Source organism: Allokutzneria multivorans, assembly GCF_039537405.1.
Taxonomy (GTDB): domain Bacteria; phylum Actinomycetota; class Actinomycetes; order Mycobacteriales; family Pseudonocardiaceae; genus Allokutzneria; species Allokutzneria multivorans.
In genome coordinates this window covers 314,748-339,536 of sequence record NZ_BAABAL010000018.1, presented here as the reverse complement: position 1 = coordinate 339,536, position 24,789 = coordinate 314,748, and the positions used below count along the sequence as shown (strand labels likewise).

Annotated in this window: 29 protein-coding genes and 1 riboswitch; of the genes, 16 read left to right on the top strand and 13 right to left on the bottom strand. The window is 69.8% G+C overall.

The window, feature by feature from the left end; all coding sequences use genetic code 11:
- Positions 1–45: 45 nt before the first annotated feature.
- Positions 46–618, top strand: coding sequence for a GNAT family N-acetyltransferase (locus ABD798_RS25670; RefSeq protein WP_344879691.1), 573 nt, complete (start codon positions 46–48; stop codon positions 616–618).
- A gap of 1 nt (position 619) precedes the next feature.
- Here the strand turns inward: ABD798_RS25670 and ABD798_RS25665 are convergent, their stop codons facing one another.
- The gene (locus tag ABD798_RS25665) at positions 620–1,321 is read right to left on the bottom strand and encodes an SDR family NAD(P)-dependent oxidoreductase (protein ID WP_344879688.1); all 702 of its coding nucleotides are present in this window, start codon (positions 1,319–1,321) and stop codon (positions 620–622) included.
- Positions 1,322–1,362: 41 nt separating this feature from the next.
- Between ABD798_RS25665 and ABD798_RS25660 the strand changes: the two genes are divergently transcribed.
- Positions 1,363–1,764: a DUF3224 domain-containing protein gene (locus tag ABD798_RS25660; protein ID WP_344879685.1), complete on the top strand. Its 402-nt coding sequence runs from the start codon at positions 1,363–1,365 to the stop codon at positions 1,762–1,764.
- On the opposite strand, the gene ABD798_RS25655 is transcribed toward ABD798_RS25660, so the two are convergent.
- The 5 genes from ABD798_RS25655 to ABD798_RS25635 form a co-directional block, all read right to left on the bottom strand.
- Complete coding sequence (locus tag ABD798_RS25655) at positions 1,757–2,110, bottom strand: hypothetical protein (protein ID WP_344879682.1); 354 nt, start codon at positions 2,108–2,110, stop codon at positions 1,757–1,759. The two genes, ABD798_RS25660 and ABD798_RS25655, sit on opposite strands and share 8 nt — an antisense overlap.
- Positions 2,111–2,161: 51 nt before the next feature.
- Positions 2,162–2,515, bottom strand: coding sequence for a DUF427 domain-containing protein (locus ABD798_RS25650; RefSeq protein ID WP_344879679.1), 354 nt, complete (start codon positions 2,513–2,515; stop codon positions 2,162–2,164).
- Between the two features lie 7 nt (positions 2,516–2,522).
- The gene (locus ABD798_RS25645) at positions 2,523–2,963 is read right to left on the bottom strand and encodes a hypothetical protein (protein WP_344879676.1); all 441 of its coding nucleotides are present in this window, start codon (positions 2,961–2,963) and stop codon (positions 2,523–2,525) included.
- An 11-nt stretch (positions 2,964–2,974) separates the two neighbouring features.
- Positions 2,975–3,769, bottom strand: a complete 795-nt coding sequence (locus ABD798_RS25640) for a TIGR03619 family F420-dependent LLM class oxidoreductase (protein ID WP_344879673.1) — start codon at positions 3,767–3,769, stop codon at positions 2,975–2,977.
- Positions 3,770–3,872: 103 nt separating this feature from the next.
- Positions 3,873–4,658: an IclR family transcriptional regulator gene (locus ABD798_RS25635; RefSeq protein WP_344879670.1), complete on the bottom strand. Its 786-nt coding sequence runs from the start codon at positions 4,656–4,658 to the stop codon at positions 3,873–3,875.
- A 104-nt stretch (positions 4,659–4,762) separates the two neighbouring features.
- Here ABD798_RS25635 and ABD798_RS25630 point away from each other — a divergent pair, with 104 nt between their 5' ends.
- The 4 genes from ABD798_RS25630 (at position 4,763) to ABD798_RS25615 (ending at position 9,197) form a co-directional block, all read left to right on the top strand.
- A complete protein-coding gene (locus tag ABD798_RS25630; protein WP_344879667.1) occupies positions 4,763–5,440 on the top strand; it encodes an HAD family hydrolase in 678 nt (225 codons plus the stop codon).
- 15 nt (positions 5,441–5,455) lie between these two features.
- Positions 5,456–5,542, top strand: a riboswitch (ZMP/ZTP riboswitch).
- 4 nt (positions 5,543–5,546) lie between these two features.
- Complete coding sequence (locus ABD798_RS25625; protein WP_425549265.1) at positions 5,547–6,818, top strand: serine hydroxymethyltransferase; 1,272 nt, start codon at positions 5,547–5,549, stop codon at positions 6,816–6,818.
- A 247-nt stretch (positions 6,819–7,065) separates the two neighbouring features.
- The gene (locus tag ABD798_RS25620) at positions 7,066–8,187 is read left to right on the top strand and encodes an HNH endonuclease signature motif containing protein (RefSeq protein ID WP_344879664.1); all 1,122 of its coding nucleotides are present in this window, start codon (positions 7,066–7,068) and stop codon (positions 8,185–8,187) included.
- A 47-nt stretch (positions 8,188–8,234) separates the two neighbouring features.
- Complete coding sequence (locus tag ABD798_RS25615; RefSeq protein ID WP_344879661.1) at positions 8,235–9,197, top strand: iron-containing redox enzyme family protein; 963 nt, start codon at positions 8,235–8,237, stop codon at positions 9,195–9,197.
- Here ABD798_RS25615 and ABD798_RS25610 read toward each other — a convergent pair.
- The gene (locus tag ABD798_RS25610) at positions 9,183–9,392 is read right to left on the bottom strand and encodes a CDGSH iron-sulfur domain-containing protein (RefSeq protein ID WP_425549264.1); all 210 of its coding nucleotides are present in this window, start codon (positions 9,390–9,392) and stop codon (positions 9,183–9,185) included. The genes ABD798_RS25615 and ABD798_RS25610 overlap by 15 nt on opposite strands.
- On the bottom strand, positions 9,373–10,029 hold the full coding sequence (locus ABD798_RS25605) for a HemK2/MTQ2 family protein methyltransferase (RefSeq protein WP_344879658.1): 657 nt from the start codon (positions 10,027–10,029) through the stop codon (positions 9,373–9,375). Before ABD798_RS25605 ends, ABD798_RS25610 begins: the two co-directional genes overlap by 20 nt.
- Before the next feature lie 319 nt (positions 10,030–10,348).
- Here ABD798_RS25605 and ABD798_RS25600 point away from each other — a divergent pair, with 319 nt between their 5' ends.
- The 3 genes from ABD798_RS25600 (at position 10,349) to ABD798_RS25590 (ending at position 14,224) form a co-directional block, all read left to right on the top strand.
- On the top strand, positions 10,349–11,230 hold the full coding sequence (locus ABD798_RS25600; RefSeq protein WP_344879655.1) for a hypothetical protein: 882 nt from the start codon (positions 10,349–10,351) through the stop codon (positions 11,228–11,230).
- A gap of 144 nt (positions 11,231–11,374) precedes the next feature.
- Positions 11,375–11,608 (top strand): hypothetical protein, encoded by a 234-nt coding sequence (locus ABD798_RS25595; RefSeq protein ID WP_344879652.1) that lies wholly within the window; start codon positions 11,375–11,377, stop codon positions 11,606–11,608.
- Between the two features lie 99 nt (positions 11,609–11,707).
- Entirely contained in the window at positions 11,708–14,224 is a 2,517-nt protein-coding gene (locus ABD798_RS25590) for a penicillin-binding protein (RefSeq protein ID WP_344879649.1), read from the top strand.
- Positions 14,225–14,416: 192 nt separating this feature from the next.
- Here ABD798_RS25590 and ABD798_RS25585 read toward each other — a convergent pair whose 3' ends face one another.
- Complete coding sequence (locus ABD798_RS25585) at positions 14,417–14,677, bottom strand: hypothetical protein (RefSeq protein WP_344879646.1); 261 nt, start codon at positions 14,675–14,677, stop codon at positions 14,417–14,419.
- Between the two features lie 193 nt (positions 14,678–14,870).
- On the opposite strand from ABD798_RS25585, the gene ABD798_RS25580 reads away from it, so the two are divergent.
- From ABD798_RS25580 to ABD798_RS25570, 3 genes are all read left to right on the top strand, one after another.
- Positions 14,871–15,359, top strand: a complete 489-nt coding sequence (locus tag ABD798_RS25580) for a DUF4383 domain-containing protein (protein ID WP_344879643.1) — start codon at positions 14,871–14,873, stop codon at positions 15,357–15,359.
- A gap of 80 nt (positions 15,360–15,439) precedes the next feature.
- On the top strand, positions 15,440–15,823 hold the full coding sequence (locus ABD798_RS25575; RefSeq protein WP_344879640.1) for an STAS domain-containing protein: 384 nt from the start codon (positions 15,440–15,442) through the stop codon (positions 15,821–15,823).
- A gap of 41 nt (positions 15,824–15,864) precedes the next feature.
- Positions 15,865–16,746, top strand: coding sequence for a glycosyltransferase (locus ABD798_RS25570; protein WP_344879637.1), 882 nt, complete (start codon positions 15,865–15,867; stop codon positions 16,744–16,746).
- On the opposite strand, the gene ABD798_RS25565 is transcribed toward ABD798_RS25570, so the two are convergent.
- Positions 16,733–17,467, bottom strand: a complete 735-nt coding sequence (locus ABD798_RS25565) for a thymidine kinase (protein ID WP_086830064.1) — start codon at positions 17,465–17,467, stop codon at positions 16,733–16,735. The genes ABD798_RS25570 and ABD798_RS25565 overlap by 14 nt on opposite strands.
- 115 nt (positions 17,468–17,582) lie before the next feature.
- On the opposite strand from ABD798_RS25565, the gene ABD798_RS25560 reads away from it, so the two are divergent.
- A complete protein-coding gene (locus tag ABD798_RS25560; protein ID WP_344879633.1) occupies positions 17,583–18,005 on the top strand; it encodes a hypothetical protein in 423 nt (140 codons plus the stop codon).
- A gap of 366 nt (positions 18,006–18,371) precedes the next feature.
- Here the strand turns inward: ABD798_RS25560 and ABD798_RS25555 are convergent, their stop codons facing one another.
- Together ABD798_RS25555 and ABD798_RS25550 are read right to left on the bottom strand one after the other, a co-directional pair.
- Positions 18,372–19,703, bottom strand: coding sequence for an MFS transporter (locus tag ABD798_RS25555; protein ID WP_344879630.1), 1,332 nt, complete (start codon positions 19,701–19,703; stop codon positions 18,372–18,374).
- A gap of 79 nt (positions 19,704–19,782) precedes the next feature.
- On the bottom strand, positions 19,783–20,607 hold the full coding sequence (locus ABD798_RS25550; protein WP_344879628.1) for a class I SAM-dependent methyltransferase: 825 nt from the start codon (positions 20,605–20,607) through the stop codon (positions 19,783–19,785).
- Between the two features lie 62 nt (positions 20,608–20,669).
- Here ABD798_RS25550 and ABD798_RS25545 point away from each other — a divergent pair, with 62 nt between their 5' ends.
- From ABD798_RS25545 to ABD798_RS25535, 3 genes are read left to right on the top strand one after another with little or no spacing between them, the layout of a single operon-like run.
- Positions 20,670–21,890, top strand: a complete 1,221-nt coding sequence (locus ABD798_RS25545) for an FAD-dependent oxidoreductase (protein ID WP_344879625.1) — start codon at positions 20,670–20,672, stop codon at positions 21,888–21,890.
- Between the two features lie 46 nt (positions 21,891–21,936).
- A complete protein-coding gene (locus tag ABD798_RS25540) occupies positions 21,937–22,650 on the top strand; it encodes a Clp protease N-terminal domain-containing protein (RefSeq protein ID WP_344879622.1) in 714 nt (237 codons plus the stop codon).
- Positions 22,647–23,564 (top strand): asparaginase, encoded by a 918-nt coding sequence (locus tag ABD798_RS25535; RefSeq protein ID WP_344879619.1) that lies wholly within the window; start codon positions 22,647–22,649, stop codon positions 23,562–23,564. Before ABD798_RS25540 ends, ABD798_RS25535 begins: the two co-directional genes overlap by 4 nt.
- A gap of 237 nt (positions 23,565–23,801) precedes the next feature.
- On the opposite strand, the gene ABD798_RS25530 is transcribed toward ABD798_RS25535, so the two are convergent.
- A complete protein-coding gene (locus ABD798_RS25530; RefSeq protein WP_344879616.1) occupies positions 23,802–24,782 on the bottom strand; it encodes a small ribosomal subunit Rsm22 family protein in 981 nt (326 codons plus the stop codon).
- Positions 24,783–24,789: the final 7 nt, after the last annotated feature.

Sequence of the window (24,789 nt, the reverse complement as noted above, 5' to 3'; positions counted from 1 at the left end):
AAGCAGGACTGCCCCACAACCCGCCGCCCATTACCATCGCTGCTGATGATCACCCAGCTCTCCGGCATCACCGGCCACAAGGTCCGGCTCCGGGACGTCACGCCCTCCGACGACCGCACCCTCCGCGGCTTCGACCGGGGCGCGACGCGGGTCGGTGGCTACCGGCACTGGGCGGCGCACCGCACGGACGACTCCGGCGAGGACGTCCACTTCGCGATCGAGACCCTGCGCAGCCGCATGCTCGTCGGCTCGATGTGGACGATCCACGACGGGGACCGCTTCAGCTACGGGATCGGGGTCGGCGCGCAGCACCGGCGCTGCGGGTACGCGGGCGACGCGATCACGACGCTGCTGGGGTTCATGTTCGAACGGCACGGCTACGACGCGTGCGAGGTGAGCATCCACGGCGGCAACGTGGCTTCGCTGTCGCTGCACGGCATCCTCGGGTTCCACGAGGCGGGGCGGGTGCGCGACACCGAGGTGCTGCGCGGGCGGATCAACTACCTGGTGCTGATGCGGATCACCGCGGCGGAGTTCGCCGAGCGCGGCCAGAAGGAGCGCTCGCGGCGAGGTCGGCACTGGCGCCCCCGCCGCGGTCGCCACTGGCAGGCGAACTGACTCAGCTGCCGGGGAACGTCGGTGCCAACCCGGCCGCGACGCGCTGAGCGCGGTCGACGACGGCGGGCTGCCACTCCCGGGGGACGACGGCGAAGACACCGTCGTCGATCGCCTTGAGCGCTTCGGCGGCCACATCGGCGGCCGCCACGCCCTCCTTCGACATACCGGTCGCGACGAGCGCCGGGCAGATCATGCTCACCCGCACCGGCGTGTCCTCCAACGCCAGCGCGGTGTGCTGGACGAGCGCGACGACCGCGTGCTTGGACGGCCCGTAGGCGCCTCCGGCGGGGAACACGGTCAGCCCGGCGAGCGACGCGGTGACGAGGACGTGGGCCGGTTCGCCCGACGCGAGCAGGCGCGGCACGAACGCGCGCAGCCCGTTGACGACACCGCTGACGTTCACCGAGAACACGCGGTCCCAGTCCTCGGCCGGAACCTCCCACGGCGCGCCGACCGCACTGCCGACGATCCCCGCGTTGAGGCAGATCAGCCGCGCGTCCCCGGACCGCTCGGCCAGTGACTCCATCGCGGCCGGATCGGCGACGTCGGCGACCACTCCGCTCGCGCCGAGGCGGTCCGCCGCCGCCGTGAGCGCATCCGCGTCGACGTCGGCCAGCACGAGCCGGTTTCCCTTGGCGTGCAAGGCTTCGGCGAGCGCGAGGCCGATGCCGCCCGCCGCCCCGGTGATCACTGCGGTTGTCATCGGGCCAGCCTAGTGTCGGACCCCGCACCTACGATCGCCGCATGAGAGCCAACGCGACCTTCAGCGTCACCGCCTTCGTGCCGACCGAACTGAGCCCAGCCGTGGCCACCGGAGTTCCGGTCTCGGTGGCCACCATGGAGAAGGCCTTCGACGGCGAGATCAGCGGCCGCGCGGCGACGCTGTTCACCTCGGCCTTCGACCACGAGACCGGAGTGGGCACCTACGTGGCCATGGAGTCGTTCGAGGGCACGGTGCACGGCCGCTCCGGCGCGTTCAACTTCGCGCACTCGGCGACGACGACCGGCACCGACCGCTCGGGCGAGCACTTCGTCATCGTGCCCGGCAGCGGTACCGGTGAGCTGGCGGGCATCACCGGTACCGGCGGCCTGACCGTCGAGCAGGACGGCACGCACCGGGTGTGGCTGGACTACGAGCTCAGCTGACACCCCGGGACTGGCCGACCACGCGCAGCACCCCGAAGACGAACGAGAGGAGGACGAAGAACGGCAGCGACGTGACGAGCAAGACGCCGAAGCCGGTCGGCCTGCGCCGGAAGATCAACCAGGTGAAGAGCGCGGCGAGCAGCAACGGCACCAGCATCCGGCCGACGACCAGACCCAGGGCGGAGGCCGACCCGGGCGCGCCCAGCGTGGCGAACAGGACCACGAGCACGACGCCGAACCACACCAGCGCCGCGAGCACGCACTTCCCGAACGAGGCGCCCGGTCGCGCCTGCGGCTGGTGGTCCGGGAGCGGGGGCATGGGGCCGAGGTCGTTCGACGAGGTCATCGGTCTTCCTTACGCACGATGTGGTGAGGAGAGGATGGTGCCACGTCGCGATCAGTCAACGGTGACGGACACGTGTGATGCGTAGAAGGCCACATGGCCCGCGATCTCCCGCACGGCCTCGTAGGGCTGCTCGTAGAACCACACCACGTCGGTCAGCTCGGGCTCGCCGGTGATCGTGTAGTACCCGGCGTCGCCCTTGTACGGGCAGTGCGTGCTCGTCTCCGTGCGCCGCAGCTGCGACTGGTCCACGTCGGCGAGCGGGACGTAGCGCACCGCCGGATAGGTCGATTCCTGGAGCACCAAGGACTTCGACGTGTCGGCGATGACGCGCTCGCCCACGCGCACGACCACGTGGTCGGAGGATGGCGTCACGGTGATGGGGTGGTTCGGGCCGGGAAGCTTCATGCCCTGTTCAACCACCGCCGCCAGCGGCTGATTCCCCCGCGAGCACGCGCCGTGCCTCCGCTGCCGCGCGCCATCCCGCGTGGCGGTGCGCGTAGGACGAGTAGTCGACGGCGTGGTACCGGACGCTGGTGAGCACCACGCGCACCGCGATCACCGGGCCGTCCGCAGAGCCGTCCAACCGATCGACGGGGAGGGGGAGGTCGTCGTTCTTCTCCGCGCCGACGAGGTTCAGCAGGATTCCGTCCATGATCGACGGCGCGCACTCCCGGTGGGTCTCGGCGTCGTACTCGTCGTGCCCGTAGTCCAGGTCGGCGACGAACTCGTGGCCGGGAGCGTCGAGCGGCTCGAAGTCCACGGTGAACTGCACGAAGTTCGGCGCGCAGTTGGCACCGCGCCGGGAACTCACGGTGATCCCGCGAACGGCGCGGGACGGGAAGGAGCCGGTCACCGCTGGTCCTGTCACCGCTGTGCCTGCGCCTGCGCGAACTCGGCCATGCGGTCGGCGAAGCCCTCGTGGGAGCCGAACCACACCGCGACCGCCTCGGCTCCGGCCTCAACCAGGGCCTGGGTCTCTTCGACGGCCTGCGCGAGCTGGTCGCGCCCGCCCTCCCAGGCCAGTCGCGTGGTCGCGCGGACCTTCTCACCGCCCAGCTCGCGCAACCGTGCCAAGCGCTCGGCGAACCGCGCGGGGGAGAGGCCGACCGCCTGCCACTCGTCGGCCAGCGCAGCGGCTCGGCGCAGGGCCGGTTCACTGGTGCCGCCGACCATGATCGGCAGGCGCCTGCGCGGGCGCGGCTCGAACACCCCTTCCTCGTGCTCGCCGTCGAAGAGCTTGCGCAGCAAGGAGATCGCCTCGTCCGTGCGCGCGCCCCGGCTGCCGAAGTCCGAGCCGACGGCGGCGAACTCGGCGCGTTCCCAGCCGACCCCGACCCCCAGCGTGAACCGCTCCCGCGAGAGGCGGTCGAGGGTGGCGGCCTGCTTCGCCACGACGAACGGGCTGCGCATCGGCAGCACGAGGACCGAGGTGCCCAGGCCGATCGTGCTCGTGCGCGCCGCGATGAAGGACAGCGACACCAGCGGCTCGTAGACACCGCCGTAGCGGCCGCCGCCGTACGGGCCGGGCGGGAGCAGGTGGTCGGGCAGCCACACAGCGCCGTAGCCGAGCCGCTCCGCCAGCACGGCAAGCTCGGCCAACTGGTGCGGGTCCATCTCGGCGGACTCGTCCGGCAGCACTACCTGGAGATGCGTGGTCACAGCTCGACGATAGACGTTGACGCCGGTGTCAGGGTCAAGCTGGAGCAACTCCAGGAATTATCGCAGCGATATTCCGCATGAATTCTCCGGGAAACCGAAGCGGTCACCGGAGTCGGTCGGTGACATCGGCGAATCGCAGTTCCTCGGCGATGAGCCGGGCGTGGTCGGCGACCCGTTCGCCGACCACCGGCAGGTCCTCCGGCAGCAGGCGGTTGTCCGGGCCCGCCACCACCAGCCCGCACCGCGCGCGGCCGTAGCGGTCCACCACGGCCGCGCCCACCGCGCACACCTCCGGCTCGGTCTCGCCGATGTTGGTCGCGTAGCCGCGCTCCCGGGCCAGCCGCAGCTGGCCGAGCAGCGCGGACTTCGTGCGCACGCTGGCCGGGGTCATGGTGATCAGCTCCTCCTCCGGGTAGAGCCGGTCCACCATCGGCTCCGGCAGCCGGGCGAGCATCGCCTTACCGGCACTGACCAGGTGTGACGGCAGCGGGCGGCCCAGGCGCGTCCCGTGCTTGACCAGCCGGTCGGACTCGACCCCGTCCAGGAACTCGACGTAGCGGCCCTGGAGCACCACGAGCTGCACCGACTCGCCGAACTCCGCCGCGAGCGCGGTGAGGTGCGGGCGCGCGGCCAGGCGCAGGCCGTGCGGGTCCAGCAGCCAGCCCAGCTCCCACATGCCGGGACCCGCGACGTAGCGCCTGCTCACGGAGTCCTGGAGCGCGAAGCCCTCCTGGCGCAGGGTGGCCAGCAGCCGGTGCGTCGTGGAATGCGGCAACCCGAGTTCCCTGCTCAGCTCCGTCAAGCGGATCTCGCCATTGCCCGCGAGCAAGCGCAACAGCCGCAGGGCGCGTTCAGCGGCGACGGTCGAGCCCGCCTCGGATTTCCGCACGGCGGAAAGGATAACAGGGCCTGATTTGACCGAAGGTGATCCGATGAGGTCGTCTGCGTATCTGGATTTCGGCCACGGCCGATTCTTTTCGAGCGGAGTCCTGAATGGCTGAATGCGCGGCCGTGCTGTTCGACCTGGACGGCACGCTGCTCGACACGCCGACCGCGTCGGCGCCGCTGCTCCGCCGCGTGGTGGCGCGTTCGGGGCGGCCGATGCCCCCGGCGAACCGCGTTCGGGCCTGTGCGGACCTCCCGATGGAGCCCGCGTTCGCGCGACTGCTGGGCCTGCCGCCCGGACACGGGCTGGTGCGGCTCTCGGTGCACCGCTTCCAGGAACTGTTCCGCGAACGCGTTCTTCCCGACGCGGCGCGACTGGTGTTCCCCGGGATTACCGAGCTGCTGCGCGGCCTGCGCGAATCCGGCCACTGCCTCGCCGTGATCACCGGCCGCACCAGGTCGGGGGCGGAGGAACTGCTCTCGGCGGCCGGGCTTCGCGACGCGGTCGACCTCGTCGTCGGGAGCTGGATGACCCCGCGCGGCAAGCCCTACGCCGACCCGGCGCTGCTGGCGGCGCGCACGTTCGGGATCGCCGCGCAGGACTGCGTCGTCGTCGGGGACGCCGTCGAGGACGCCCTGATGGCCTCCGCCGCCGGGATGCGCGCGGCCGGGGTCACCTTCGGCGTCGACCAACCCGGCCAGCTCGTCGCGGCGGGCGTGACGTGGCTGGTCGGCTCGGCGGCTGAGCTGCGCGGCGTGCTCGAACCCGGCGCCCGCGCGCGGTGATCCACCACCTACGATGCGGGTGTTCGCGACTGGCGCGCCGAGGGTGGGGTCAACCACCGGGGAGCGGGAAGTCGGAGCGCGCCGCGCGCCTGGGTGCCTCCGCGGCGTGCTGTCACGCCCGGAGGTCGTCGTGCACGAACCGAACATCCCCACGCTCACCGCCGCCGACCCGCAGGTCGCCGAGCTGGTGCACGCGGAGGCGCAGCGCCAGTTCGAGAAGATCCGGCTGATCGCCTCCGAGAACTACGTCTCCACCGCCGTGCTCGAAGCGACCGGCACGGTGCTGACGAACAAGTACTCCGAGGGCTACGCGGGCCGCCGGTACTACGAGGGCCAGCAGGTCATCGACCAGGTCGAGCAGCTCGCCGTCGCGCGCGCGAAGCAGGTCTTCGGCGTCGAGCACGCCAACGTGCAGCCGTACTCCGGCTCGCCCGCCAACCTCGCCGCGTACCTGGCGTTCCTGGAGCCCGGCGAGAAGGTCATGGGCATGGCGCTGCCGATGGGCGGCCACCTCACCCACGGCTGGAGCGTCTCGGCCACCGGCAAGTGGTTCTCCAGCGTGCGCTACACCGTGCGCCAGGACACCGGCCGCGTGGACATGGACGAGGTCCGCGACCTCGCGCTGGCCGAGCGGCCCAAGCTCATCTTCTGCGGTGGCACCGCGATCCCGCGCACCATCGACTTCCCCGCCTTCGCCGCGATCGCCGAGGAGGTCGGCGCCGTCCTCGTCGCCGACATCGCGCACATCGCGGGCCTCATCGCCGGTGGCGCGCACCCCTCGCCGGTCGGGCACGCCCCGGTCATCACGACCACCACGCACAAGACGCTCCGCGGCCCGCGCGGCGCGATGATCATGACGGATGCCGCGCACGCCAAGGCGATCGACAAGGCCGTGTTCCCCGGCTTGCAAGGCGGCCCGCACAACCACACGACCGCCGCGATCGCTGTCGCGTTGGGTGAGGCCGCTCAGCCGTCGTTCTCGACCTACGCGCACGCGGTGGTGGAGAACGCTTCCGCGCTCGCCGCGGCTTTGGTGGAGCGCGGGTTCGACCTGGTTTCCGGTGGGACGGACAACCACCTGATTCTCATTGATCTGACGTCGAAGGGGATCGCGGGCAAGCCTGCGGCTCAGGCGTTGGATCTGGCCGGGATCGAGCTGAACTACAACACGGTTCCGTACGACACGCGGAAGCCTTTTGATCCCTCGGGGATTCGGTTGGGGACCGCGGCTGTGACCACGCGGGGTTTGGGCGTGGAGGAGATGCGGTTGTTGGCCGGGTGGATTGATCGGGCTGTTTCTGGTGAGGATGCCGAGAAGATCGCTCTGGAGGTTTCGGAGTTGATGGCTGGGTATCCGATGCCTGGGTTTGTTTCGTAGCTGATTTCCAGCGTGGGGGTCGGCTTGACCTGGGGGCCCCTTGCGCGTGCCGTCATGGGCCGGACGGGCACGGTGAAGGATCACCGGCCCACGCGGGCAAGCGTATGGCACGCGCACCCCAGGTAAAGCCGACCAGTTGTGTTGGCGTCTTGCGTTTGGTGGGGGTTGCGTTTTCGGGGTTGCGGGCGCCTGGGAATTCATTCTTTAGAGCTATGATCGACTATTATTTGCGGGTAGAATTGGGGGTATGACCCTCGATGAACTTCTTGTTGAGGTTGAGGCGAAACAGGCCGCTCTTTGTCATGCGAAAGCGGAACTCGCCACAGCCTTGATCACATTCCACGTCGCCGCCGATGATCGTGACTATCGGTTTGTGCAGAATGAGATTGCCTGTGCCCTGCACATCTCGCGACGTGGTGCTGATCGGATCTTGTCCAATGCCTCGGAGTTGACCGAGCGTCCCCGAGTGCTTGCGGCCCTGTCGGCCGGGAAGATCGATGAGAGCAAGGCGTTGCTCATCGTGGACCAGGTGCGGATCTTGAAGGAGCCCAACGCTTCGATCGCCGAGGCGAATCTGCTGGAGTACGCCCCGACTCGTACTTACACCTCGATCCGGCGGCGTGCTCAGACGTTGATCCACAAGTTGGACCCGAAGGCCGCTGATGCTCGTCATGAGGAGAAGCGCAAGCGGCGTCTGGTGGAGAAGATCAACCTGGATGACGGCATGGCCGAGCTGCGTCACACGATGACCGCGCATGACACGGCGATGGCTTTCGATCACATCGATCGGATCGCGAAGTCCCTGCCGAAGGATGACCGGACCCTGGATCAGAAGCGGGCGGATGTGGCGCGGGATCTGTTGCTGGGTCTCGATACTGCGGCGCCGCAGGGGCAGACGATGGTGTATCTGACGATGCCCGTCACGGCGCTGCTCGGGTTGACCGATGATCCGGGCATGCTGGCGGGGTACGGGCCGATCCCGACCCATGTCGCGCAGGACATCGCGGCAGGCGGGGTCTGGAAGCGGATCCTGACCGACCCGGTCACTGGGATGGCAGAGGAGGTCAGTGACGCCTATCGGCCGTCGCCGAAGCAGCGAGAGTTGATTAACGCCCGGTACCCGCGCTGCACAGCGATCGGGTGCCAGCAGCCGTCACACCGCTGCGACCTCGACCACTGCCGCCCGTTCGACGGAACGAACACCACCATCCGGAACCTCCGGCCGAAATGCCGACACCACCACACCATGAAGACCCACTCCAACTGGCGGTGCGAGAACCTCGACGACGGCACCCATCGGTGGACCACACCGGCCGAGCGCACCTATGACACCGAACTCGAACCCATCGCGGAACCGGCGCCGTTCTGACGGAAGTGGTACGTCTCAACAGGACTTCTCGGGGGTAGTCCGAGCCTGTGACTACCACTCGCACGTTGCCGAAGCCGGTCGGCCCGCTGACCGAGGCCCTGTTCGCGACGCTCGCCGGAGCGCCGGCCGGGGCGGCACTGCCGTGTGTGCCCGTCGCGGCCTACGAGCGTGACCTGCAGCTCGCGTTGTACACCTGCTACGAGCTGCACTACCAGGGGTTTCCCGGGGTGGACGCGGCGTGGGAGTGGGACCCGGAGCTGTTGCGGTTCCGGGCGGTGCTCGAAGACGCCTTTCTGGGGGCGTTGCGGCGCGACGTGCCGGGCGGGGACGACGTGTGGGGGGAGGTGGACGGCTTGCTGGTGGACAGCTCGGGGGTCTCGGGGTACCTCTGCGACGAAGGCGAGTGGTGGCAGATGCGGGAGTTCTTCGTGCACCGCTCGCTCTACCACCTGAAGGAAGCCGATCCGCACGCCTGGGTGTTGCCGCGTCTGAGCGGAAAGGCGAAGGCGGCCTTGGTGGCGGTGGAGTACGACGAGTTCGGCGGTGGGCGGGCGGAGCGGATGCACTCGCGGCTGTTCGCGGACCTGATGGACGGAGCGGGGCTGGACTCCGGGTACCTGGCCTACATCGACGACGTTCCGGCGGCCGCGTTGGCGGTGGTGAACATGATGTCGCTGTTCGGATTGCACCGGGGACTGCGCGGAGCGCTGGTGGGGCACTTCGCGGCGGCGGAGATCACGACGGCCCCGGCGGCACAGCGGATGGAGAAAGCGTTGGAGCGCATGGGAGCCCACCCGGTGTGCATCCGCTTCTACACCGAGCACATCGAGGCCGACGCGGTGCACGAGCAGGTGCTGCGGCACGACGTGCTCGGCGATCTCCTTGAGCGCGAACCGGAACTGGCCGCCGACGTGGTGCTGGGCATCCAGGCGACCGAGCTGCTGGAGACCCACCTCGCGGACCACGTCATGGGCTGCTGGACTCAGGGGCGCACTTCACTTCTCAGGTGACTTGCGGGGGCGGTGGCTGGTGTCGCAGATCGGGTAGCGCTTGCTCCTGCGGCACATGCAGACCGCGACCTGGAAGCGTTCGCACAGCACGGTGTTGCCGTCGGCGTCGACGAGCTCGACGGGACCTTCGATCATCAGCGGGCCGCCGCGCACCATGCGTGCGCGGCGGGGCTGCTCAGCGGGTTCGGTCGGCACGGATCACCACCAGCTCCTCGTCGCGCTGTCCCGGCTCGATCAACCCGGCGCGCTCCAACCAGTCCGCGCGGCTGCTCATCACCGGGCCGAACGGGCAGCGGGCGCGGGCGACGACGGCCGCCTTCAGGCCTCCGTCGCGCAGGCGGACCAGGGTTTTTTCCGGATCGCACAGCGTCGAGTGCACCATGAGCATCATTCCCTTGGGGGACAACAATCCTGGCGCGCGGTCGCACAGCGGGTCGAGCACCGCCCTGCCGTCCGGCCCGGCGTCCCACGCGCGGGCGGGGGAGTGCCTGCCCGGCGCGCCGCGTCCACAGGGGACGTAGGGCGGGTTGGCGAGCACCACGTCGAAGTGCCTGCCGGGCAAGCACTTCCGGATGTCCCCGTGCCGGAGCCGCACGCGCCGCCCGCTGAGCCTGGTGTTGACGAACGCCGCCGCCAACGCGCGCCAGGACACGTCCAGCGCCGTGACTTCGGCGGCGCCGCAGTCCGCTGCCGCTCGGGCGAGCGCGCCCGAACCAGTGCCGATGTCGAGCACGCGCGCACCACGCGGGATCGGCGCGAGCAGCATCGCGTCGATCAGGAGCGCCGTGTCGTCCTGGGGAAGGTAGACACCCGTGTTCCCTGGCAACCACACAGCACTTCGATACCTCCGGGAGCACGTCCCAAACGTCGGAGTGCCGGACCGTCCATAGCAGACTGATCATCGTCAGCAGGCTCGTCTTCAGGCATTTCCCGCTGGGCCGCATGGATGGAACAGTGCTCCTACTGGCGGGTGACGAAGCGCGGCGGAGGTGACTCAGCGAGAGCGCCGCGCGGCGTCGAAAACGGGTGAACGCGCTTCTAGCTGCGGCGGAGGAGTTGTACCCGACCGGGGAAATCAAAAAAGGTAACTTCGGAATCGGAACAACTCCTCGGGGTGCGAGCCCGCTTTTTGTCTGGAGAAGGAGAATGTGGTGAAAACCGATCGTGCGGTTGGCCGTGCCGTGCTCGTGGCGGCGACGCTGGCAGTTCTGATGCCGTTCAGCGTGGGAACCGCTCATGCCACTCCCGCCGTTCCCACTTCCGGTGCCAATGGCGTCGTGGTGGGCAATACCGGCGGGGACGACAACGACGTCGAGGTCGGTAACCACCGAGCCGTGGGAAACCGCGTCGGTGTGCGCAACGACGATTCCAACCGCAACCGCACCGGCGTGCGCAACAAGAACGCCGACCGCAACGACACGCTGGTCGACAACGTCGGCTCCGACGACAACGACACCGGGGTCAGCAACCACAACGCCAACGGCAACCGGACGGCGGTGCGCAACAAGAACGCGCACGGCAACCAGGTCGTGGTCATCAACGAGGGCTACGGAGGCGCTGGTCAGGCGCGGTCGGCCGACCGCAACGACGTGGTCGCGGTCAACCGGGGCGCCCACCGCAACGACATCGCGGTGGCCAACCACCGGGCCGGCCTGAACAAGGTCGCCGTCGGCAACACCAACGCCAGCGACAACCGGTCCCGGGTGGTCAACGCGGTCGCCGACCGCAACCGGTCGGTCATCGGCAACAACGACGCCAACTCCAACGACAGCGACGTGGTCAACCTGCGTTCGCACCGCAACACCTCGGTGGTCAGCAACAACGGCAGCGACCGCAACTCCTCGGCGGTCCGCAACACCGGCTCGCACCGCAACACGACCGTCATCAGCAACAACGGCTCGCACGGCAACCGCTCGATCGTCGAGAACACCGGCTCGCACGGCAACACCACGGTGATCAGCAACAACGGTGGTAGCAGGAACACCGTCCGCATCGGCAACAGCGGAACCAGTGTGGAGATCGAGAAGGGCTGATTCGCCCGATTTTCCAGAAGGCCCGCCGGCGCTCTCCGGCGGGCCTTCTCTTTCGGGTGACAGGGGTGATCGTTAGCATTTTCCGGGCGAGCTCGGGAAATTGCTTGCGCGATCAATCGGACGCGATGAGTGGAGATGATCTAGATGTCAGTCAGAACGCGCGCCACCGCCGTTCTCGCCGGGACCGCCGCGATGATGGCGGTGAGCGCTCCGGCGCACGCGATCGGCCTCGGACTGGACACCCGGCCGACGCCGATCGAGATCCTCAACAACGTGAGCGTGCTGCCGATCCAGCTGTGCGGCCCCGCCCCCTGCCGCAACGCCCCGGTGGGTGACGACGAGCAGGAGTTGATCACGGGCAGCCACGTCGGTCCCTGACCCCGCCCGGCCACCCCATCGTGCGCGTGGCGTTGCCCTGCGCTGGAACCCGAAACGGCTACACCTAACGGGGAACAGCACCACGGGGATGGGGGAGGCGTGCGGGACAGGGTCTCGATCCGGGTGTCGAACAAGCTCGACATCACCGATCTCACCTGGGACGACGAGCCGGTACGGCACCGGAAACGGCCGAAGCTGAGGTTGCTGGCGCTGTGCGTGCTCACCGGGGTGCTGCTGGCGGCGGTGCTCTTCCCCGGCGTGGGCGCGCTGGGCATGGTCGCGGTGCGGGCGGGCGACACGGTGGACAGCACCGCGACCGAACTGGTCGCCAAGGACCCGCCACTGCTCACCACGATGCAGGACACGACGGGCAAACCGTTGGCGCACCTGTACGACCAGTACCGGGTGCTGGTGCCCGCCGAGAAGATCGCCGTGACGATGAAGGCCGCGATCGTGGCGATCGAGGACCAGCGCTTCTACGAGCACGAGGGCGTCGACCTGGTCGCGATCGGCCGCGCGCTGGTCACGAACACCTTGCGCGGCAAGGTGTCCCAGGGCGGGTCGACGCTGACGCAGCAGTACGTGAAGAACTACCTGACCCACATCGCGGCCGAGACCAAGCTGGAGCAGACCAAGGCCCGCGAGCAGTCGGCCGCGCGCAAGCTCCGCGAGCTGCGGACGGCGTTGCAGCTGGAGCGGGTGCTCACCAAGGACGAGATCCTCGGGCGCTACCTCAACACCGTCCCCTTCGGGCAGAGCTCCTACGGGATCGCCGCCGCCGCGCAGACCTACTTCGGCATCGCGCAGGAGGACCTGACGGTGGCGCAGGCGGCGCTGCTCGCGGGCATCGTGAACGAGCCGAGCGGGCTCAACCCCTACCGCTTCCCCGAGCGCGCGCTGGCCAGGCGCAACGTGGTCATCGACGAGATGGCCAAGCAGAACCGCCTGCCCGCCGAGATGGCCGAGGCGGAGAAGAAGGCGCCGCTGGGCCTCGCCCCGGAGACGGCCCGCCCGCCCAACGGCTGCATCGGAACCGGCGACGCGGGCTACTTCTGCGACTACGTGACGAAGTACCTGGAGAGCGTGGGGCTGTCCAAGGAGAAGCTGCGCAGGGGCGGCTACACGATCAGGACCACGCTCGACCGCGACGCGCTCACCAAGGCCAAGACCGCCGTCGACGCGCAGGTGCCACCGGACACCGAGCACGCGGCCAACGCGATGGCGATCGTCAAGCCCGGCAAGGACAAGCACCGCGTCGTGGCACTGGCCGCCAACCGCGCCTACGGCCTGGACCGGGACAAGCACGAGACCACGCTGGGCCTGCCGTACGCGATGCAGAACCTCGGCGCGGGCTCCATCTACAAGATCTTCACCGCCGCCGCGGCCCTGGAGAAGGGCATGGGGATCAACGACAGCCTCCCGGTGCCGGGCTCCTACACCTCCACCGTCTTCACGGGCGGGGCCGGGAGCTGCCCGATGGGTGCGGAGGGGCTGCGCAAGTACTGCGTGCTGAACGCGGGGGAGTACCCCGATCGGATGTCGATGCAGGACGCGCTCGCGACCTCGCCGAACACCACGTTCGTGCAGCTGCTGGAGAAGACGGGCGTGCCCGCCGCGGTGGACATGGCCGTGCGACTGGGTTTGCGGTCGCTGAACACGGTGCGCGCGGGCGAGGACCCGAAGAAGCGCTCGATCGGCAAGTTCTTCTCCGAGCAGAACTACGGCTCCTTCACCCTCGGCCCGACACCGACGAGCACGCTGGAGCTGGCCAACGTCGGCGCCACACTGGCCAGCAACGGCACGTGGTGCCCGCCGAGCCCGGTGGAGGAGGTCCTGGACCGGCACGGGCGCCGCGTCCCCCTCACCGAGCCGCCGTGCGCGCAGGTCGTGGAACCGGGGCTGGCCAACGCGATGACGGTGGGGCTCAGCAAGGACGCGCTGACCGGGACGGCGCGGGCCGCCGCGAAGGAGTACGGCTGGGACCGGCCCATGGCGGGCAAGACCGGGACCACGCAGGAGCACAAGTCCTCGGGTTTCCTGGGCTACACGCCGCAGTTGTCGGCGGCGGTGTTCACCTTCGACGACTCGCCGAGCCCGACGACGCTGTGCGATCCGGGCGGGTCGCTGCCGCCGCGCCCGTGCTCGGGCGGTCGCTACATCTACGGCGGCAAGTACCCGGCGCGCACGTGGTTCCACGCGATGAACGGCGCGGGGGAGCAGCCCGGGATCATGACCGCGATGGAGCGGGTGGAGCTGCCCGAGGTCGAGGACCGCTACGCCGACGGAGAACGTGAACGCCGCGAGCCCGAGGTGCGCGAACGCGCCCCGTCGGTCGTCGGGCTCAGCCTGGCCGAGGCGAGGGAACGCCTGGAGGGCGCGGGCTTCACGGTCCGCGTGGTGCAGAAGGCCAGCCAGAAGCCGAAGGGCACGGTGATCGGTCAGAGCGGTGGTGGCTCGGTGATCACCGTGCAGGTCAGCACGGGGGTGGTGGCCGAGACGGGCTCGGAGGCCGCCGCGCCGGGAACCACCGCCACGACGACCAGGCCCAAGCCCCGGCCCACCACCGAGCAGCCGACCACGACCACCAGGCCCCGCCCGACCAGAACGACCGGCTAGCGCTGCTCCGCGAGCCGCCGAGTTCGCCGGTCTTCAAGACCAGCACACCCCCGTCCCAGCGGTCTCCAACGACGACACACCATCGGGCGGTGCCGGAGCAGGGGGCGGTTGGCGATGATCGACAGGGGGGTTCGGTGGTCGTGAAGACCGCCGAACCCCCGCGTCACCCGGCCCGTCCGGGAGAGCGGCGGGTCAGGGCCTGCCCTTCACCCCGCGCACGACGCTGTTGGTGATGATCTCCGAGATGTGGTCGCCGACGGGGGCGTTCTCGCACGAGCTCGCCCCACCGCAGAGCTGGACCGGAAGGATGCTGACGTTGTTCAACGCGCGCAGGCCCAGCGGCTGGTCGTTGAGCACGACCGCCGCCTGGGCGGGGGAAGCGGAGGCGAGCACGCCTGCGACGGCCACGGCGACACCGGCCGCACGGGCGGAGAAGGACCGAGAGAAAGACACGGCTGAGCACTCCAGACACCGGGGGAACGCGCCGGAAACCGTTGTCGGCGCGGGGAAAGCTCAGGCTAGCGACGAAAGCCCCTCCGACTTCGCGGGGGTGGCTGGCGTTCCGCTGCCCCGGGACGGGAGAATGATCGACGCGGGAGTTGGTGGACGGGCCGCCGACGGTGATCACTCGGTAAGGGCGGCTGCGGTGCCACAGCTCCTCCTCGCGGGTCAACGCGCGGCCGTGCAGTGGGCGGCGGGCGTTGTCGCCGCGACCTTCCTGCTGCTGGGCATCTGCGGCTTGGTCCCCGGCCTCACCACGGACTACGCGCTGCTCAAGATGGCCGGACCGCGTTCGGGCGCCGAGCTGTTCGGGCTCTTCGACGTCTCCGTGCTGCACAACGTCGTGCACCTGCTCTTCGGCGCGGCCGGGCTCACCCTCGGCAACACCAGCAGGGGAGCGCGGCGCTTCCTGGCGGTCGGCGCGGTGGTCGCGCTGGCGCTCGGGCTGTACGGCTTCTTCGTGCCGCAGGGCAGTTCGGCGAACGTGCTGCCGCTGGACACGGCCGGGTCCTGGCTGCACGTGGGGCTCGCGGTGATCATGGTGATCTTGGCTCTGTGTTGGCGTGTGCCGGAGAAGTCCACCCCGCCAGGTGAGCTTTCGCGGCAGCAGGACGCCGTTCCGGCCTGCCGTTGAGACCTGGTGCCGGGCCGGGAAATCAGTACGCTGGCGGGATTCAAGTCGCATCCGCTCACACATCCGGGGAATGTGCAGTGATGGCCAGCGAAAGCTCCGATCCCACGCCGAGCGAGCCGGGACAGTCGGCTCCGCTGGTGCACGTCCAGGTCACCAGGACCGGCGCGACGAACGTGGTGACCGTCGTCGGCGAACTCGACATGTACTCCGCCCGCGAGCTGGAGGAGGCGTTGACCGCGACGGACGCGGACACGGCGGTCGTGGTCGCCGATCTCGACGGCGTGTCCTTCATGGGGTCGGTCGGCTTGGCGGTGCTGCACGAGGCCGCGCAGCGCGTGGCGGCACAGGGCGTGCAGCTGCGCCTGGCGGTGTCGACCAAGCCGGTGACGCGCGCGTTGGAGGTCTCGGGGCTGACCTCGGAGTTCAGCCTCTACCGGAGCGTGCGGGAAGCCCTGGCCGCGTGAACCCGGTTTGAGTTCTTTGCACTACGGCAACTACCAGGGGTGTGAGAATCGCCCTGGTGTCGGCCGAGTCAGCTCGGCATCCGTACGCCGATGAGCTGCCGCAACGGTTGTCCGCACTCGGACACGCGGTCACCCGCTGCGGTCACATGCGCCTGGGGCGGGATCTCGCCGCCGATCCACCGGACGTCGTGCACGCGCACTCCTGGCTGTCCGGCTTGGCGGCACTGGCCGCCGTGCAGCACACCGACATTCCCGTTCTGCTGACCTGCGGCGGGTTGGACGCGTCGGAACACCGGCTCGCCAAGCGCGTCGTCGGTGGCACGGCGTCGCGGATTGTTGTTTCGTGCCAAGACGATGTGGCCGACCTGGTCGCAGCCGGAGTACCGCGCAGCCGCATCTCGGTCGTGCCCGTGGGCGTCGACACGACGGTGTTCAGTCCCAATGGGCCGGTGGCGGAGCGCGCCGAGACCTACCGCGTGATCGCGCCGGACGAGGACGGCATCGACGTCGTGCGCGCGGCGATGGCCTCGGTTCCGGAGACGGAGCTGGTGATCGCCGGGGATCGGCTCACGCCGGAGATGCTGCGCTCAGCCGACGCTGTGATCTGCATGTCGCGGCAGGATTCCGCCGGCCGCCTCGCGCTCGAAGCGATGGCGTGCGGAGTTCCCGTTGTGGCACAAGCTGTTCGAGCCTTCGCCGATGTCGTGGTCGATGGCATCACCGGAGTGCACGTGCCGACCCGGGACCCGCGCGCGCTCGCGCAGGTGCTGCGGGGCTTGGTAGGCGATCCGGTGCGGCGCTGCACATTGGGCGTGGCCGGGCGGGACCGCGTCGAGTGCCGCTACTCGTGGGAGCGCGTCACCGAGGAGATGGTGCGGCTCTACGCGAAGTGCGCCCCGCCCGCCGCGCTCACGCCAGGCTGAGCTGGCCCGCCGGGACGGCCTGCGGGCCGAGCTCTCCGCTGCGGTAGTGCCTGCGGCAGAGCACCTGGTAGCGCACGGTGCTCTCGGCTCCGGGGTCGCTGTCGGCGGTGTCGGCGACGAGCACGGTGTCGCCCTCGCGCAGTATCCGGTTGTCCTGCGTGCGCGCGTTGAACTTGCCCGGCAACCCGCACCAGCACAGGACTTCGACCTGCACGGGGTGCAGCTCGTCGGCCAGCTCCACCAGCCGCTGCGTTCCCGGGAAGAGGTGGCTGCGGAAGTCGATGGCCAGGCCGAAGCAGTAGACGTCGACCTGCGCGTGGTCGGCCAGCTCGGCGAGCTGCTCGACCTGGCAGGGGGAGAGGAACTGCGCCTCGTCCACGATCAGGTAGTCCACGCGCTGGTTGCCCGCCCACTGCGCGCGCACCAGGTCCTGGATGTTCATCTCCTCGTGCACCTCGATGGCGTCCCTGGTGATGCCGATCCGGCTGGAGATCGTCGGCGTCCCCGAGCGGTCGTGGCGCACCAGCAGCAGTCCGCGCCGCCCCTGACGGGCGTGGTTGTGGTCGATCTGCAGCGCGAGCGTGGACTTCCCGCAGGCCATCGGGCCGAAGTAGTACCGGATCCGCCCCGGGACGGGTTGGTCGCGGCGCGCGGCGGCGGAGGGCACCGGCGAGAGGGCGTGCGTCGCGTCCACGGCAGGGGTGTGTCCGGTCTGTGTCACGGGCGCCGACACTAACGGGTGGTGACGCCTCCCTGTGCAAGGGCATGCCGCGCGCGTCGCAAGATCAGCGCGGGGTCGCCCTCGATGCGGAGAACCGTGTCCCTACACTGCGCCGATGAGTTTGGTCGATGTCCGCTCCTGGACTCCCGCGGCGCGCTCCGTCGCTGAGGCCGCGCGCCGCTTCCTTATCGACGTCTGCGCCACCCACGGCGCGCTGCCCGTGACCGCGATCGTCGCTGACCACGGCGATCCCGGCGTCCAGATCAGGCTGCGTTTCGGCGGCGGCGAGGTCGAGGGCTCGGTCTCCGCGCGGGGCGATGACGAGGACGTGTGCGCGGAGGTCGCCTCGTGCCTTCAGGGCGTGGTGGCGGACCACCTGCTCGGCTGGCCGGAGTGCCCGGGTCACGGGCATCCGGCGCGGAGCGAGCGGCTCGCCGGGGGAGCGGTGTGGCTGTGCCCGGCCGAGGGCGAGGCGCGCTTCGCCGTCCCGATCGGCCACTACCCGCACCCCGACGTGGCAGCGAACGTGGCTTCCTAGTGCCTGTCCTGCAAGTCGCCGGGTTCGGCGGTCTTCAAGACCTACACACCCCTGCCCCAGCGGTCTTCAACGACGGCAAACCTCACGAGGCTGCTGGGTTTGCGGCGGTTGGCGATGATCAACAGGGGGGTTTGGTGGTCTTGAAGACACCCCGGCCCCCAGCGGCACCGTGACCGGAATACGCAGCTCAACCACTTACAGGACAGGCCCTAGTCCTGCGCGTAGTTCGCCAGTCTTCAAGACCGCCAAACCCCTGTTTCGATTATCGCTAACCGCCCCCCACCTCGCCGCTGCCCGATGGTGTGTCGTCGTTGCGGACCGCTGGGGCGGGGGTTTGTGGGTCTTGAAGACTGTCGTACCGGCTTCCTAGCTCACGCGTTGCTTGCGGGTTTCCGGGGCGGCGTGTGCCATCCAGAACACGGCCAGCAGGACCGCCGCGCCGATCACCGCGAAGGTGAGCGCGAGCCCGAGGTGCGGCCACAGGACGGTGCCGAAGAGCAGGGGCACGAAGCCCGCGCCGACGCGGCTCACGGTGGAGGCCCAGCCGAAACCGCTCGCGCGCAGCTCGGTCGGGTACAGCTCGGAGACGTAGGCGTAGAGCGCGGGAATGGTGACCTGGACGAGGAAGCCGTACACCGCGATCCAGAGCTTGGCGGCGGAGGCGATCTCCAGCTGCGCGGCGAAGAGCACCAGCGCGAGCGCGGACAGCGGGGCGCTGACGCCGATCACCCACTTGCGGCCGACCACGTCCACCAACCACGCCGAGACGAGCACGCCGAGGATGCCGACGGCGGTCATCAACGTGGCCACCATGAAGGCCGCGTAGTCGCCGTAGCCCTCGGCCTTGAGGATGCTGGGAAGCCACGTCAGCGCGCCGTAGTAGAGGACGAAGACGGCCAGGAACACCGCCCACGCCGCTGAGGTGATCTTCGGGCTGAACCGCCAGAGCGCGGCGACCTGGGCGGCGACCGCACGCGGGGTGAGCCGGGGAGCGGGTTGCGCTTCGGGGAGCCGCCACGGCTCGACCTCCGCGCCGGTGCGGGCGACGAGCCGGTCGATCACCGCGCGCGCCTCGTCACCGCGCCCGCGCCGCACCAGGTACATCGGGGACTCCGGTACCGAACGGCGCACCCAGAACACCAGCAGCGCGGGCAGCACCATGACGAGCATCAGAGCTCGCCAGCCGCCGATGTCCGCGAGCAGCGTGGAGGTCAGGCCGCACAGGGTCGCGCCGATCGGCCACCAGATGTCCATCGCGGTGAGGACGCGCCCGCGCACCCGGGCCGGGGTGAACTCGCCGACGAGGGCGTAGTCGACCGGGATGCAGCCGCCGAGCCCGACTCCGGCGAGGAAGCGGAACACGCAGAAGGTGACGTAGTCCGGCGCGGCGGCTCCGGCCACGGTGAACAGCGAGAACATCAGCAGCGTCCAGCGGAACGCGCGTTGCCGCCCGACGATGTCGGCGATCCCGCCCCACGCGAACGCGCCGACCGCCATCCCGATCAGGTTGGCCGTGCCGACCCACCCGCGCTCCCCGGTGGTCAGGCCCCACTCCGCGCCCACGAGCGGGATCAGGAAGCCGTTGAGGGCCACGTCCCACGCGTCGAACATGAAGCCGAGCCCGCCCACCAGGAAGATCGTTCCCTGGGTGTTCCACCGCCAGGGCAGCTCCTGGACGACCTGATCACCGGTTTTCACCAGCGCATCCTAAGCCATCACTAACCTCGATGACTTCAGTGTCGGGTGAAATTAATGGTGGACGGGAAGGCGAAGAGCATCAAGGACGGCGCGCGAGGACGATCCAGGCCGCGGAGCCGTAGAAGACGCCGTGCTCGGTCTGGTGCTCGTGCATGCTCGCGCGCACCTCCTCGACGACGCGGTCCCGCGTCTCGGTGTCGAGCTCGCGGGTCATCCAGCCGAACTGCTCGACGACGAACGCGAGGGCGTCCTCCACGTCGCGGCCGAAGTACATGGGCTCGCTGACGGGGCGGAGCTCGACATCGGTGAAACCCGCTGACGTCAACAGGTCCCGGGTGAGGTCGGGGTCGTTGAGCGCGCCGGCGCGAGGCGGGACCACGGGCTGCTCTCGCCCGGCGGCGAAGGCGGTGCGGAAGGTGGTCATCCACTCGTTGCGCACGGCGGGCTGCCACGTCAGCAGCGCGAGCCGACCGCCGGGGCGCAGTGCGCGGGCGATGTTGCCGAACGCGGCGAGGGCGTCGCCGAAGAACATCGCGCCGTGGCGGCTGATCGCGATGTCGAAGCTGCCTTCGGGGAAGGGGTGGATCTGCGCGTCCGCGTGGAGGAAGGAGACGTTCGGCGCCGCCTCCCGGCGTGCGAGTTCGAGCATCTGCTCCGACAGGTCGACTCCGAGCGCTGATCCGTCCTTGGCCTGGAGGGCCGCGTCACGCGTGGTCTGTCCGCTGCCGCAACCGATGTCGAGCACGGCTTCGTGCGGCTGGATGGCGGCTGCGGTGAAGAAGTGGTCCCGGTAGGCGGCGACGCCGTCGTTGAACCGCTGCGCGCGTCTGGTCCAGAACGAGCCCTGATCGCCGTTCCAGGCGTCGAGTTGGGCGGAGTTGGACGGGTCAACGGTTGCAGTCATGTTGCGCAGGCTATTCCGGACGGCGATTCGGGCACTGGTCAATTTAGGGTTCGACGAAGTTGATGCTGACGGAATGGGGCCGCATGTCGAGGTGCTGTGTTGTCGGGGGTGGGCCTGGCGGCCTGGTGCTCGCGTACTTGATGGCGCGGGCGGGGGTCGAGGTGACGCTGCTGGAGTCGCAGCCGGACTTCGACCGCGACTTCCGCGGCGACTCGTTGCACCCGGCGACGTTGGAGCTGATGGACCAGCTCGGGCTCGCCGATCGGCTGCTGGAGCTGGAGCACTTCCGCGCGACCACGTTCTCCCTGCACAGTCCCAGTTGGACGGTCAGGACCGCCGACTACGACCGCATCGGCGGCAAGTTCCCTTACGTGGCACTGATGCCGCAGGCGCGGTTCCTGGACTTCCTCGCGAGCGAGGCCGCCGTCCACCCGAACTTCGAGCTGCGGACCAGCGCGAAGGTCACCGGGCTCGTCGAGGAGGACGGGCGCGTGGTCGGCGTGCGGTGCGGTGGGGAGGTCGTGCGCGCCGACCTGGTGGTCGCGGCGGACGGGCGGTTCTCGCGCATGCGGCGGCTGGCCGATCTGCCGGTGACCTCGCTCGGCGGGGGCGGGGACATCCTGTGGTTCCGGCTGCCCCGGCGCTCCGACGACCCGCCGGAGGCGGACGTCGACATCTACTTCGGCGCCGGGCACTACATCGGGTTGCTGGGCGGGCCGGATTCGTGGCAGGTGGGCTACACGATCCCGAAGGGCGGTTTCCAGCAGGCGCGGCGCGCGGGCGTGGAGCCGATCCGCGAGTTCGTGCGCGAGAACGTGCGGTGGCTGGCCGATCGGGCTGACCTGCTGACCGGCTTCGAGCAGATCACGTTGCTGTCGGTGGACATCGCGCGGGCGAAGCGGTGGTACCGGCCCGGCCTGCTGATGATCGGCGACGCCGCGCACGTGATCTCGCCGGTGGGGGGAAACGGGATCTTGATGGCGGTCCAGGACGCCGTGGTGGCGGCGAACGTGCTGATTCCCGAGCTGAAGGCTGGCGCGGTGTCGGAGGAGGCGCTGGCGGAGGTGCAGCGGTTGCGCGAGCCCGCGATCGAGAAGGTCCAGGCGCAGCAGGTGCGGGTGGAGGAGCGGACCGCGAAGGCGCTCGCGACGGGGTTGCCGTACCGGTTCCCGCTGGCGTTCCGGCTGCTCTGCGCGCTGGCGCCGTTCCGGAAGGCGGCGGCGAGGGCCAACGCCTACGGCCCGTTCCGCCCTCGGCTGAACCCGGCGGTGCTGGACAGGTAACCCCACAGGGGGTACAAAGGGGGTACACCTAGCGAAGGGGTACCCCGTGCCGAAGATCAACGTGTACCTGCCGGACGAGCTGGCCGAGGCCGTCAAGGAGACGGGCGTGCCGGTGTCGGCGATCTGCCAGCGCGCGCTGGAGCAGTCCGTGCGCCGAGTGACCGCGATCAGGGAGACCGCGCTCGGCGACCTCGACGTGGACGACCCGACCGCGCGTCTGGCGAACTACACCCCGCGCTCCCGCACGGCGGTCAAGCTCGCCATCGAGCGGGCTCGTCTGAGTGGCGCGGAGAGCGTCGGTTCCGAACACCTGCTGGGCGGGATGCTGGCTGAGGGCGGCAACCTGGCGTTGCAGGTGCTCGGCGTGCTGGAGATCGATCCGGCGCAGCTGCTGCGCGAGCTGGACGGTGCCGTGCCTGCGGCTTCGGGGGAGGGGAGCGGGCAGCGGTTCGGCAGCGACGCGGCGAACGTGCTGGAGCTGGCGGTGTCCGAGGCGATCGCGCTCGGCCACAACTACGTCGGCTGCGAACACCTGTTGCTGGGCTTGGTTTCCGAGCCTGACGGAGCCGGTGGTCAGCTCCTGCGGTCGCACGGGGCTGAGCTGCGGTTGACGCGGCGTGCGGTGACGGCCGCGCTCGCGGGGTACGTGCACCTGCGCGCGCAGGCCAGTCCTCAGGCTGCTTCTCAGGTTGACGCCGCCGCTCTGCTCCAGCCGATCATGCAGCGGTTGGAGCGCATCGAGAAGCACGTGGGCCTGTGAAGCCGACCCTGGTCCTCGCGACCGCCGACACGATCGCGCAGTCCCGCAACGCGGTCGCGCGCGGCGCTGACTTGGTGCCGTCGGGAGTGGTGGTCGAGGACCTCCTGGCCGAACCGAGTTGGGATGTCACGCCGTCGACGATGCTGCTGATCGCGCGACGTGTCCGTGACGCGCTCGCGGTCGACGGCTTCGGCGGAGTCGTTGTGGCGCACGGGTTTGACACCGTCGAGCACACGCCGTTCTTCACCGAGCTGATGCTGGGCGATGTGGGCGGGTTGGGCTCGGTCGTGTTCACCGGCGCCGTGCGACCGCGCGACGAGCCGTCGAGCGACGCGCATCGGAACCTGGCTTCGTCCATCGTGGCCGCTGGCGATGTGGCGCTGCGCGGAGCCGGAGTGGTGGTGTGCGCGGGCGATGAGCTGCACGCCGCGCGGTGGGTTCGCCAGGTCGACGCGCTGTCGGTCCGCGGTCTGTCGTCCGGGCTGAACCCGTTGGTGGGCAAGGTGACCGATGGCCGGGTGGTGTTGCTCGGCGGTCGTGCGCTGTCCGTGCCCGCTCCGGTCGGGGAGCCCGAAACCGACGTTGCGGTGATCGCGGTCTACCCCGGTGCTCGGGCGGAGCAGTTGACGGCTGTCGTGGATGCGGGGGCGCGAGGGATCGTGCTCGACGGGACCGGCATCGGCAACGTTCCCGTGGAGATGTTCGCGGCGGTGGGCGAAGTCGTGGACTGGGACATCCCCGTCGTGGTCGCTTCGCGCGCGCAGCAGCACCCGTTGGCGGACATCGGGATCGTCGGCAAGGTCGGCGCGATCGGCTCACGCGGGCTGGGCGTGGGCCAAGCCCGCAGCGCGCTCATGGTGGCGTTGGGCGGGGGAGGGGTCTCCGGTGTGCGTTCGTACTTCGCGCACTTCTAGCCTGTGGTGGCTCGTGCTGCTCCTCGTCGCGCTCGCCTACTGGTCCACCCTGTGACCCCCGCACTCCGTCCCGGCGGGTTCGCCAGTCTTCAAGACCCACCAACCCCCCTCCCAGCGGTCTTTAACGACGGCAAACCTTCGGATGCCGTGTCGGAGGTTTGTGGCGGTTAACGATGATCGAAACGGGGGTTTGGTGGTCTTGAAGACGGCTGAACCTCGTGGGTGCCTAGGTTGGGCTCAGGGAGCGGGGGGCCAGGCGTCGCCCCAGGTGGCGTCGCGGGCGGAGCGGTAGAGGTCGCCGTGGCGCTTGGTCACCTTGGCTTCGGTGAGCACGCCCTCGGCCGAGCACAGCTGTAGGGAGACCAATCCCTTGCGCTTCAAGGGATGCCGGAGGATGCGGTTCTCGGCGTGCGCGGTCGGCGTCGTCGAGGCGGCGATGTAGGCGAACTTCTCGTCCTCGAAGTTGAGGGTGCCGTCCTTGATCAGGCGGTGCGCGCCGACACGGGGCAGGCGGGCGGAGAAGTGGCACCAGTCCTTGTCCTGCGGGATGGGGCACGTGTGCGAGTGCGGGCACGGCGCGACGAGCGACCGCTCCAGTTCGAGCAGCTGCGCGCGGGCCTCGGCGATGCGCTGATACCCCGCCGGAGTACCGGGTTCGATGAGCACCACCATCGACGCGGACGCGGCGAGCCAGGCGACGGTCCGCGCGCGCATGCCCTCGGGGAGCTCGCCGAGCACGTAGGACAGCGTGACGATGTCGGCGGCGGGCAGCGGGGTCTTGGTGTCGATCACGCCTCGCCGCCAGGTGGCCGAGCGCAGCGCCGACGACGACGCGGAGGCGGCGAGCGCGCGGCCCAGGTTGAGCGCCTTCTCGACCTGCTCGACCACGGTCAGCTCGCTGAGCGTGGGCCAGGTGTCCGCCGCCGCCCACAGCGCGGTCCCGGTGCCGCCGCCGACGTCGACGTGGGACTTCGGTGCGAACTCCGGCGCGAACGCGGCGACCTCGCCGAGCACCGCGCGCACCGCCGCGTAGGTGGCGGGCATGCGGTAGCCGGCGTAGGCCGCCACGTCGCTGTCGGAGTTCATGATCGGCGCGGTCGCGGCGCGCCCCTCCCGGTACCGCGTGCTCAGGCGGTCCACCGCGCGGGCCAGCTCCTGGTTGGGGAAGCGGCTGAGCGCGGTGTCCAAAGCGGACTGGAGGTCGGTCGGGAGGGCCACGTAGGGA